Source organism: Undibacterium sp. SXout7W, from assembly GCF_049339385.1.
Taxonomy (GTDB): domain Bacteria; phylum Pseudomonadota; class Gammaproteobacteria; order Burkholderiales; family Burkholderiaceae_D; genus Undibacterium.
The window spans coordinates 50,022-61,863 of the sequence record NZ_JBMPPF010000003.1 but is presented as its reverse complement, the minus strand read 5'-3'; the positions used below and the strand labels follow the sequence as shown (position 1 = coordinate 61,863).

At 51.3% G+C, this 11,842-nt stretch carries 8 protein-coding genes and 1 pseudogene; 5 read left to right on the top strand and 4 right to left on the bottom strand.

The genetic code is table 11. From position 1 onward, the window contains the following. Positions 1-335 precede the first annotated feature (335 nt). The 4 genes from ACO0LB_RS04245 to ACO0LB_RS04230 all read left to right on the top strand — a co-directional run bounded on the left by ACO0LB_RS04245 (position 336) and on the right by ACO0LB_RS04230 (position 3,731). Positions 336-713 (top strand): TraR/DksA family transcriptional regulator, encoded by a 378-nt coding sequence (locus tag ACO0LB_RS04245; protein ID WP_423046816.1) that lies wholly within the window; start codon positions 336-338, stop codon positions 711-713. 206 nt (positions 714-919) lie between these two features. Beyond that, positions 920-1,537 (top strand): DUF7482 domain-containing protein, encoded by a 618-nt coding sequence (locus ACO0LB_RS04240; RefSeq protein WP_423046814.1) that lies wholly within the window; start codon positions 920-922, stop codon positions 1,535-1,537. A gap of 338 nt (positions 1,538-1,875) precedes the next feature. Beyond that, positions 1,876-3,093, top strand: coding sequence for an NO-inducible flavohemoprotein (hmpA, locus tag ACO0LB_RS04235; RefSeq protein ID WP_423046812.1), 1,218 nt, complete (start codon positions 1,876-1,878; stop codon positions 3,091-3,093). 173 nt (positions 3,094-3,266) lie between these two features. Continuing rightward, positions 3,267-3,731, top strand: a complete 465-nt coding sequence (locus ACO0LB_RS04230; RefSeq protein WP_423046810.1) for an RrF2 family transcriptional regulator — start codon at positions 3,267-3,269, stop codon at positions 3,729-3,731. A 56-nt stretch (positions 3,732-3,787) separates the two neighbouring features. Here the strand turns inward: ACO0LB_RS04230 and ACO0LB_RS04225 are convergent, their stop codons facing one another. From ACO0LB_RS04225 to ACO0LB_RS04210, 4 genes and pseudogenes are all read right to left on the bottom strand, one after another. Beyond that, a complete protein-coding gene (locus ACO0LB_RS04225) occupies positions 3,788-6,616 on the bottom strand; it encodes an ATP-binding protein (protein WP_423046808.1) in 2,829 nt (942 codons plus the stop codon). 236 nt (positions 6,617-6,852) lie between these two features. Next, a pseudogene (locus ACO0LB_RS04220) lies at positions 6,853-7,503 on the bottom strand (hypothetical protein); the annotation flags it as partial. Continuing rightward, positions 7,500-8,876, bottom strand: coding sequence for a hypothetical protein (locus ACO0LB_RS04215; protein ID WP_423046807.1), 1,377 nt, complete (start codon positions 8,874-8,876; stop codon positions 7,500-7,502). The gene ACO0LB_RS04215 and the pseudogene ACO0LB_RS04220, both read right to left, overlap by 4 nt. 237 nt (positions 8,877-9,113) lie before the next feature. Then, complete coding sequence (locus ACO0LB_RS04210) at positions 9,114-9,464, bottom strand: hypothetical protein (protein WP_423046805.1); 351 nt, start codon at positions 9,462-9,464, stop codon at positions 9,114-9,116. 590 nt (positions 9,465-10,054) lie between these two features. Between ACO0LB_RS04210 and ACO0LB_RS04205 the strand changes: the two genes are divergently transcribed. Continuing rightward, positions 10,055-11,800: a glycoside hydrolase family 44 protein gene (locus tag ACO0LB_RS04205; protein WP_423046803.1), complete on the top strand. Its 1,746-nt coding sequence runs from the start codon at positions 10,055-10,057 to the stop codon at positions 11,798-11,800. Positions 11,801-11,842: the final 42 nt, after the last annotated feature.

The following is an 11,842-nucleotide window of genomic DNA, read 5'->3' as shown; positions in this document are numbered from 1 at the left end:
GGTAGATGAGGTAGATGAGGTAGAGGACTAGGGGAAATCAGATATCAGTAATTTAAATATTCGTGAAACTCATGAAAATTCATGAGAAATCGGCCGGAAGTGAACAGGAACTTTCTATTCATGAACGGTTTGATAATGATTCGTGCAAGAATACTGCAATATTATTTCAGGAAAATGTCTGATGATCTGATTTTGCCGGGAAAAATTGCGCGGTATCAAAAGGACGTCGCTTGTTTGCTTTAGGCTTGAGCTGTAAGGGATGTTGCCGTATTCCTTACCGTATTCATTGCAATATGCGGCAATATTTTTTTATATTTCTCACTTCTGGAGCAAGCATGAGTCTGACATCCAACGAACAACAGCAACTGACGCAGGCACTCGCCGCTTTGCAACAACAGATTCATGACGAATTACGTCGTCATCAGCCGCAATATTTTCAGGTGGAAGCTGGTGCTGGCGATGATGCCATTGCCGACGTACTTAGTCACGATGCTGTTGCCCAGTATCTGCATCAGCATACAGAGTGGCAAGCCTTGCAGCGTGCCCGTGCCCGCCTGAGCGAAAATGTCTCGGATGTCTGTATCGAATGCGGCGAGACGATTCCTTTTGTACGCTTGCAGGCCGAGCCAACAGCCGAGCGCTGCATCGCTTGCCAGACAGCGCTGGAAGCCAATGAACACCGCTTACATCTGCACCCGCACTCCAGCATGTAACTGCCCGCAAAGACGTCTCGCATCCAGAGTAGTATGTCGGATACCGGTATTGTAAGGAAATAGTGGGTGCAGGCGACCAAGAGACTGTTGGCAGTTACGTTGCGCCTGATGGCGATACTATGGCTGGATGGTTGGGTGGCTGCTAGCTGAGTGATATGTTGCCCTTACTTTATTTTTATCACAGTTCATTCATGACCAAGGACGATATGCGAATACTTCTCAGCATCTGTGCATTGAGTTTGTCGATCAGCCAGGGCTTTGCTGCTGATGCCGTTAAATCACGTGCGGTGAAGGGCGCAACTGCTGCAACTGCTGCAACTGCGGCATCTGCCGCGCCGACAGTCGAATTACCTTTGTTGGCAGGTTGGTATCAGGGGAAATTGTTGTATTACATTTCAACTGACATGTCGGATCAGGCGATGGCGCAACAAACTGGTACCAATTATGTACCGCGTTTGTCGGCGCTGATCAGGGCGCCTCAACCTGCGCAACCCGGGCAGCCAGGGCAACCATCTGCACTTGACCGTGTGTATAAATTTACCAACGCAGAGCAGGGAAGTGTTTTTGGTTCCGCACCAGAACCACTGGGGGCGCGTAGTACCAGCGATTCTTATACTCCCTTATGGCAGGTCTATATGGTGACATGGCGCACTGGTGTGACGCCACACGTACTGCATTCTGAAGAAGAAATATTGGAAGCAGAAGAAAAGAGACGCATTGATCTCGTGCCCACACCGATTATTGTGAACTGCCCGATTGTATACTCCCCCAACGATGGTGCGCTGAGCGGTGTTCGGGTGCATGGCAAATTGCCGGTGCGCTGATGTGTTGATCAATCCATCGATATGCATGATTCAGTCGCTGACCGTGTGCAGCTGACTGAGTCAGGTATTTGATTCGGGTATTTTCGGGTATTAACAGGATCGGCAGGGATTAGCAGGCATTAACTATTTGTGGTGATTTTAAAGGTATATTGAAAATACATATTTAATCGGGTAAGATATTTCCCGTCACCTGTTTTTATTCTTCGCTGATTGTATCCTCAGTTTTTGTCCGTCTTGGTGATGACGGAGCATCAGGATGTTTCATCGTGTTCAGCAAGAAAGCAGGTCATTTTTTTGTTTTTAAACATGCATTTTAAATATATTTAAAAAGGATTTTTATGCTGGACATGCCGACCAAAGAGTTGATCAAAGCGACGATACCTGTGCTTCGGGAGCATGGTGTGACACTGACGCGTCATTTTTATGCACGCATGTTCACCCATAATCCTGAATTGAAATCCATCTTCAATCAGGGCAATCAGCAAAACGGTAGCCAGCAGCAGGCGTTGGCCATGGCCGTGCTGGCATATGCTGAACACATCGAGAACCCCGGTGTCTTACAGCCGGTATTGACGATGGTCGCGAATAAGCATGCCAGTCTGGGAATACGTGCTGAACATTATCCTATCGTCGGTAAGCATTTGTTGGCATCCATCCGCGAAGTGTTAGGTGACGCCGCCAACGATGAGCTGATTGCCGCCTGGGCTGCTGCTTATGGGCAACTGGCCGACATTCTGATCGCTCAGGAACAGGCAATTTATCAGCAGGCGGCGACTCAGGATGGTGGCTGGACGGGTTGGCGTAGTTTCCGTGTGCAACAAAAAGTGGCCGAGAGTGAAGAAATTACGTCGTTTTATCTGGTACCCGCCGACGGTGGTGTGGTGCCGGATTATCGTCCCGGCCAGTACCTTTCAGTACGGGTGATGGTGCCTGAACTGGGACTGATGCAGCCGCGTCAATACAGTTTGTCTGCGGCGCCTGGTAATGCCTATCTGCGTATCTCGGTAAAAAAAGAAACTGGTGCCACGAATACGCCGGGCGGTATGGTGTCGAAAGTATTGCATGACAGCATTGCTGAAGGTGCGTTGATTGATGTTGCGCCACCGATGGGCGATTATTTTCTGCATCAGGATCGTGATACCCCGGTGGTGCTGATCAGCGCCGGTGTGGGCGTGACACCAAAATTATCGATGTTGGAATATCTGGCAAAGACGCAGCCAGCGCGGTCGGTGCAATTTATTCATGCATGCCGTCATGGTGGTGTTCATGCATTCAGGCAGCGTGTGCGTGAATTACAGCAGCAATATCCCGGCATGAACAGCACGGTCTATTACGAAACACCACGCGAGCAGGACGTGCGTGACCGCGATTACGATCGCACAGGTCGCATTGATCTGATGGCAATTGCAGAGTATGCGATACAACCGCAGGCCGACTACTACGTATGCGGTCCTAAGCCATTCATGCAGGCGCAGATTGCCAGCCTGAAAGCACTGGGTGTTGATGCACAGCGCATCCATATGGAAGCTTTTGGCAGCGGTGGTGTTGCGGCATAATAGAAGATATTATCAGGCCGGCAGGTGATGGTAGACGGTGACTTAAATGATCCCGGTGATCTCAATTAAGCCACCTAAGCCACCTAAGCCGCCTAAGTCACTGATGTCGGTAATGTTCCGCTCGCTGGCCTGATCTCTTTTTCTTTTTGCCATTTTCGTAAAGACGATAACGCATGCAACTTACTCACTTTACTGATCTGGGATTACGTGTACTGATTTATCTGACGTATCCAGATCGTGATGAGCCTGTCACCATCAGTGAAATCGCGGAGCAGTTTGCGGTATCGCGCAATCATCTGGTCAAGGTCGTTCATTTTCTGGCGCAGCAGAACTGGATCGTGACGACGCGCGGTAAAGGCGGAGGCATGGTGCTGGCGCAGGCAGCGCACACCTATCGGCTGGGGCAGATTATCCGCCAGCTAGAGGGCCATACAGAGTTGATTGATTGCAGCAAACCAGCCTGCAGCCTGAAAGGGAATTGTCAGTTGAAAGCGATTCTGGATAAAGCCCAGCAAGCCTTTTATGACGCGCTCGATATCTACACATTAAAAGATGCCATCGCCTCACCAACGCACGAGGCAATTATCCAGTTACATCAATTGCATTTGCACTCATCAGCGCAGAAGCGTCCGCACTGATGAGTTTCCGGATATCGTGTTCATGCTGAAATTACGGAATCCCGGAATGAACAGTCTCAGGCGCGTGCATCACGCGATTTTTCTGTCCGTCGTTGCAATACAAAAATCGGTTGCGCCCATTCTGTATCCTTTTTCTTTTTGCTGGTGATCAGCGTCAGTTCTGAAGGATCATAGACATCAGTGTTGTGCGTCAACGGTGTGGTCATCAGATATTGCGCATCGGTGTTTTTCAAAAACTCACCGACTAGCTGAATGTTACGGATATCCAGATGAGCAAACGGTTCGTCGATAAATACAAAGCCGCCGGAGCCATCTTCTGATTTCAATAATCCAATCAACAGAATCAGTGATTTCATCACTTGCTGACCACCCGACGCTTCGCCATCGTTCATGCCGATCGGGCCTTTTCCATCGAATTTGAAACGCACATGCAGACCCGCTTGTGCCAGCTGGATATCATCATTTTCGAGTTTGACCGGATCGGTATGTACCTCAATACCCGCCAGTTCTCCGAGTTGCCGGATATTTTTGCTATACGTTTTGATCGTGAAACGCAGCCTGTCCATATACGCGGCACGGGCATTGATCGTCGCCTCCATTGCGCGGTTGTTTTGATAGCGGCGCTCGTCGGTTTCTGCCTGGCGACCTTGTAACAAGGCATTCAGACGAGTGTACTGATCCACCACGGTGGCATCGGTTTCCCAGTCATCGCGTGCCAGATTGTTGGCGAGACTGCGCAGACGCAATTCTATCTGGTGCACGTTTTCATGCTCCGCCACCAGTTCTTTGCGATGCGAGGCCCGCTTCCAGTTTGGTGGTAGCGTATGCCAGGTGTGGCGCATACTCTTCAGCGTTTCAAACTGCACCCGGCGTTCTTCAGCGTGGCGTTTTTCGGAGGTGCTTAATTGCGATTCTGCATCCGCGATAGCAGCCTTGGCCTGTTCCCATTTCAGATGGGCGACGGAGCGTTGTTCTGTCGCTGCTTTCAATAGCGGCGCGATCTCTCCGAGGCGGCTGCCGACTTCCATGCGCTGCTGCTTTAACGGTTGTGTATTGCGAGCCGCTTCTTCAAACTCGGGATGCCGCGCACTCAATTCTTTCGCCGCATCAACACCCGCCAGACGCGCCTTGTACGCGCTGATGTCACCGGCAAGTTTGCTGATGTTCATGGTCAGCACATCTTCTTGTGATTGCAGGCGCGGCAAGGATTTTTGCAACGCTTCCAGACGTTGTGTGCGACCTGCATGACCAAAGCGGTAGCGTGAAGCTTCGACAAATAAAGAGCGTCCGCCGCGACGTTCAAAATGATACGCATCCGGTGTAATCCACTCTTGTGAGCGTGGCAGTTTCATTCCCGCGTCGACCGAGAGAACGGTATCAATACGTTGTAATTGCTCAATCAGCCAGGCCGGTGCCTGTGCCGTAAAATTAATGACTGATAGCAGGCTGCCGTTTTTGACAACCGGTGCGCTGATTCTGTCTGGAACAATAAAATGACTGTATTTTTGTTTTTCACCGATGCGATATGCCGCTGACGCATCGCTGGCTTTATCGAGCAAGATGATCGAGGTATACGCACGCAATACACCTTCGACCGCGCCTTGCCATTGCGGGTTGGTGACCTCAACAATATCCGGCAACATGCAATGTGCGATACCTGCATCGTTCAATGCGCGGCGCATATGCCGCACATTCTCTGGATCGGGGAGGGACGACTTTCCTTGTAGCGCGGCAATGGTATCCATGTCGCTGGCAATCCGCTGGCTCAAGGCATCGCGTTCTGATTTCAGACGTGAGAGTTCGGCTTCTTTTTTTTCCAGATCATCGGCAATATGCGCGACATCAGCATCTGCTTCGGCCGCTAATTTTTGCAGTCGTGCTTTTTGTTCCAGCAGGCTTTCCTGTGGCTTGAGTTTGGCATTGATCTGTTGCAGTTTTTCACGCAATGCAGATTCTTCTGCTTCCAGCGCGGCCTCTGCTTGTCTGGCTTCACTGACCTGTTGTGCCTGTTGCGCCAGTTGCTGACGACGATCGGATAATGCCTGATCCTGTGTCGTCAGAAAACGTTTGCTGGCGCGCAGCGACTGGCTGGTAGCCGCAGCTTGCGCCAGTGCTTCGTGATATTGCAGGGTAGGTAAAATCTCTTCCTGCAAATCGCGTTTTTCTTTGTTCAGGCCTTCCCACTGATGATAATTGGCAACGCGCAGACGCAAGCCTTCGAGATTGGTTTTCGCGCTTTCAAGTTCCGTCTCAAAGCGTTGCAATTCGGTTTCGGTATCACGTTGATGGCGTTTCGCATCATCATAGGCATCGAGCACTTCTTTATCGCCAAATACCTGGAATACCAGGTCGAGTAATTGTCGTGGCGCGTATTCGCACAGCTTGTCGGTTTCGCCCTGTTCGAGCGCGAGTACCTTGCCCATCGCATTGGATAAACCAGCATGGGACAGGCGTTTGCGATAGCTTTCCACGCCCAGCCAGTCATTGGCTTCCTGAATTTCTTCGATCTCGGTTTTGCCGCTGCGCATCAGGTATTGACGTTTCCAGTCGCCACCATTTTTTTCTATTTTACAAAACAGGGTGACTTCGTCTTCATACAGACCCGACATGCGGAAAGGGCGGTTAGAAATTTGCGGACCGACCGCGCTGTTATCCACGACCGCGCGTATCCACGCCGTTTGCTGGCCAGAATGGCGGGCGTAATGTTTATAGGAGCGGCCCATCGAACACTCCAGTCCGAACAAGGTGCGCAAGGCGTCGAGCAGCGTGGTTTTCCCTGAACCGTTTTGTCCGGCAATGGTGATGATCTTGGCATCGAGCGGAATATTTTTAATGCGCTGCCAGTAATCCCAGTGCACCAGTTCCAGTGATTTGATGTGAAACATGTCGGTTATTCTTTTTCAGGGTGAATATCTGCGCTGCTATCCGCGGCAGTGTTTTCAGAAATATCGGTGAGGGTTTCTGCGGTGGTTTTCACATCAATTTCCGCAACGCCAGGATCGATTTCAGTATTCATTTCAGTATCAATGACGGAATCGATTCCGTCATTGATTTTTTCATTGATTTCGTCATTGATGCCGGCGTCGACTTCGACTGGCAGATTGCCATCACGGACCAATGCCGGATGGATGACGGCTGGCGTGCGTGCTGCCGGAATCTGGAAAATATCCGACAGCGCGCCATTGATGATGCGGTCTTTCAGCGTATCGGTATCCATCATTAAATCCAGCAGCGGGCCTTCGACGATCAGATCACCTTTACGCTCCACAAAACCGTAGCGTACCAGTTGTCCCAGGTTCATATCCATGCGGGTTTTTTTGCCGAGCTTGTCGCCAAAATCTGCCAGCAGGGCGCGATAGGAAATACCAATCGAGGTATCTTCTGCGCGTGGCATGGGTTTGTCTTTGCCGAACATATCATTCTGGTCTTCGGCGGCGAGTTGATGGGCTTCCTGACGTTCGCGCTTGGGCAGAATGATCAGCGACCACAGCACGACCAACAGTGCCACGCCATCGCGCGCCAGACTGAAATTATTGTTTTGCCAGGTCTCACGGGTGCCGAATACTTTAGACTCGCTATCGCGTGTCAATGCCAGCGTGACATGGTCTGCATAGACGTTGTCGATGAATTTCATGCCGCACGCTTTCAGACGGGCATCCACATCGGCGCGGAATAATTCATCCGATAAAGCGCGTTTGACGAGTTTGTCTTCACGGCGCAAAGTTTGGTGCGCCAGCAGGCGGGCGATCAGGAATTGTGCGTCTTCGGTCATTCTGTTTTGTTCAATGCTGTGAGGGGGGCAACGGCTGTTGCGGGTGCCATAGGGTCATTAGGTGTAATGCGTGCAATGGGTGCAAGCGTGGCAACGGAGATCGCGGCAATGTGGGGATCTGCAATGCGTTGCATTTTATCTTCGGACTGAAATGACAGCGGTAAGCGCGCCAGTGCGGCAGTTGCGCCTTGCAGGGCGGATTCGTTGGCATCGCCGAGCAAGGGCAGCAGCGAGGCGCGATACGATGCCACCGAAAAACTGGATGGTAACAGTACCTCTTGTAGCGCAACACCGTGCTTGCCGGGTTGTATCTGCTGTAGCTTGCTCAGGCGTGCCAGCCAGTGATCGAGTTCGAGCAGGGCATCACCATCGTCACCGGCAATTTCTGGCGCATTTTCACCCGCAGGAAGGGCATTGGCAACGGCGGATACGCGGTGGGCCAGCAATTCGCTTTCTGCTACGTCGATCATCTCCGAAGGGGTGATGAACAAGGGCGTCATCGGGTAAGCCAGTGCATCGTCTGCGAGTGATGCCAGATCGGGGTGATGCAGCAGCCAGGTTTTAATATCGGTGGTGGATAAACCGGATTGCCCCAGATGGACGCGCTGCCGCTCGATCTGGTTCAACGCCCGGGAAAACATGCCCTGCATATTCAGCAACGCGCTCTGCGCCCGTCCGATGGCTTGTGCGGCGCGGTGTGTCGCCGCGTCGGCGCGGCTATCGTTGGTGATGGCGTGAATAATCTGCGAGCCTTTTTCTACCCAGTCGCAGGCGGTATGCCATTTTTGTTGTGCTGTGCGCAGTTGAAATTCTGAGCCGGAGGCGATGGCATCGGAAAATTCTTCGGTCAACTCGATCAGTCGTCCCAGCAAATGATGCAATTGTTCTACCGACACGCCGCCGACGGCTTGTGCGCCCGCCACCTGCGTCAGCATATAGCTCATCTCTGCCTGATCGCCGTGGTCGTCCACCTGAATCAGGGATTCGAGAGCCGCCAGCACATTTCTGGCCAATGGCGAAATCCGGTATACCGACTGGCTGGCATCCCAGCTCAGCAGGCCGGTGGAGCGTAAGCGTGACAATACGGTGTCGAGGCTGTCCGCTTCCAGATAGGCGAGTTTGCTATTGATGTCCGCGCGCGTCAGCGAGGGCGTATCGACATCGGCGGTCAGTTCGCGCAAGACCAGCAGGCGCAGCAAGACGCTGTTGAATCCGCCGTGGAACAGCGCTGTGAATGCCTGCAATAAAGGCTGGGCGCGTTTCAGCAGAAAAACAGGGGCAACGTCGTCTGGGGATATGCCGGGTTTGAAAAACGTCTGCAGAGCGAGTTCGTCGTCGGTCTGGACGTGAGGTTCATCACTAAAATTTTGCATGCGGCATTTTACCCGCTTGCAGCCTGCTTGAATATTGCCAATAGTGCCATTTGCTGGTGATCGCGCCAATCGGCAGTCGATGTGGGAAATCGCATTTCTGCTGCTAACGGTGCTGTAGGGTAGCTTGGGATACTAAAATATACTGGGTAGAGTATTTTTGAAGGTGCCTTTTATTCTCACGACAATGGGGCGATTTATCTACATACTCCCCCTTTATAGATGAAATTCAGGCGGAATTCAGGCGTGATGTTTGCGACTGTAGCGGTAGTCCAGAATTTGCTGATGCAGTTGTTCCCGTTCTTCTGTGCTGGCATGCAGCAGGCGCTGCACGGCTTTGCGTGGAACTTTGTAGTAACGACGACGGTTGATGCGTTGGTCCATGGTGCGCCAGCCTTTGTGCGTCAGCCATTCCCATTGCTCGTAATCAATCGAGACAAATAGCTGGATTTTCAGGTTGTTCAATACAATCGTGCTGCCAAACGCGGGTTTTGGCCCCGGCGGCGGTAATTCACGCGGCTTGCGTATGCGCAGCAGCGTCCGGATGAAGTCCTGCAATTCATTCAGTATCAGTTTTGCTTCATTCATCATGACATGATCGTAAGTAACAGCAGGCGTAATGCCAACGGACAACAAGATGACATGGCCAATGTGCTGCTTGCCAGCTTATTGAGCGGTCGTGTGGATATTGCTTCTTTGTGTTCGAGAAATATGGTCGTCATTGATTCTACGGCTCGATGTTATGAAATTAATAAAATGATACGTAATAAAATGTAAAAATCATGACGATACGTAATAAGGATTGCCGTATCAACACAAGGTATCTGATATTGGTCGCCTCGCGGTTCAGTCATATCGATTTGGGGCGGTGAACTTCTTCTGGTCAGGAGAAACTACGAGGAGAAACGCAGGAAAGAGGGCAACCGGAGAGGACGTTTCATGTACTCAATGGCATTCAGTTCGGCGTGTGCGATGGCGCTTGATCACGTCAGCGGACGGGTTTTTTATCCGCAAGGTGTAGCTTGATCGGCAATGCTGAAATATAAATGTTGTTTTGCGGCAACTAATAATATAAAAAATCTGACATACTCCGGGTTAAATATTTCCATGTGGAAATAAATTAACTTCTTTCCCCGAGGTGTCCCGTGAAAAAATCATGCTTCCCAAGAATGGTATTGAGCTTGTCCGTTGCCCTTTATTGTTCGCAGGGATGGGCGCAAAGCGTGAGTTTTACGGTGGATACGCAACTGGAAAGAAAATCCATCAGCCCATTGATCTATGGTTACAACGCTTATGCGGATGGTACCAATCGGGCGGGGTGGGATAATCAGGGCGGCTTGTCGCAGTTGCAGTCATTGAACCTGCGTTCACGCCGTCTGGGTGGTAATACCATGACCAGCTATAACTGGGAAAATGGCGTCAGCAATTCTGGTGCTGACTGGTGCAATTCGTCCAATGCGGCTGTCAGCGCCACCTCAGGCGCCGGTAGCCCGAGTCAGAACAACGGCCTGGCATATTACGCTCCCGGCGCCGCCTTAAAAAGTTTTCAGGATCAGTCGCTGACACTGGGCGTCTACTCCTTGCTGCAATTACCCGCTGCCGGTAAATTGCCCAAAGATATTATCAATCTTTATCCGCCATCCACTTGTCAGGGCTATGACCTCTGGCAAAGCAGCGCAGGTCCATCGAATGTCGATACTGCGCGCTGGGTGTCGATTATCAACGACAAGCCAGCCAGCGCCGGAACCTATACTTCCACGCCGTCGTTGACGGATGGCGTTGTTTATATTGATGAAGAATTACAGTTTTTATTGCAGCAATATGGTTCTGCCGCCACTGCCCGTGGCATCAAGGCATATGAGCTGGATAATGAGCCGGATCTCTGGCATCACTGGGCAACTGCCAGTGGCGATGCCGGAACGCATGCCAACCTGTATCCCACACTCACAACGGCGAGCGACGTGATACAGCGCAATTCTGCCCTGGCAACCACCGTCAAACGCGTGGACGCCAGCGCAGAAACCTATGGGCCGGCGCTGAGCGGTTATCTTGGTTTGTTCAGTTTGTGGTCGATCTGGGACGGTAGTCAGTCGCATCAGCCCGCTGACTGGAATCAGTACAATGCCGAACCCTATCTGACCAATAATACCGGCGATCGTTATCGCTATAACGGCATGACCTTTGCCAATGCGTATCTGGCAAAAATGCGCCAGGCATCGACAACTGCCGGTAATCGTTTGCTGGATGTTTTCTCGTTCCACTATTATCCGCAAGCCTCGTCGAATGCGGCTGACCGCGTTCAGGCCGCACGCAGTTTGTGGGATGCCAGTTATGTGGAACCGAGCTGGATCACGCAGTCGGGAAATGGATTCACCGATGGACGGGGTTTGCAGATGTTACCGAAATTGCAGCAGGCGATTAATGATTTCTATCCCGGAACCAAGCTGGCGGTCACCGAATACGATTTTGGTGGAAAAACGGATATCACCGGTGCCATTGCGCAGGCGGATGCACTGGGTGCGTTTGGTAAGCAAGGCGTCTATCTGGCGACCTATTTTGGCGATGCCGAGGGATTTATTGCGTCAGGGTTTAAAATTTTCCGTAACTATGACGGTGCTCAGTCGATATTTCCTGAACTCTCTGTACGAGCTATTTCCAGCAATAACACCAGCGCCAGCATCTACGCAGCCGTCAGTGCGAATGACCCTAATACGCTGCATATCGTGGCGATCAATCGTCAGAACAGTAACTTGACCAGCAGTATTCAGATCAATAACCCTGTCAACTTCAAGTATGCGCAAGTTTGGGGTGTCAGCGGCACGAATACCGCGATTACGGCCAGAACTTCCGTGAGTAATATCAGCAAAAACAAATTCAGCTATACCTTGCCAGCCCGTTCCGTATTGCATTTTGTGATCAAACCGTAAGCAGGATTTTGCGCCGGCAGATCAACATGCATGATATTTTGC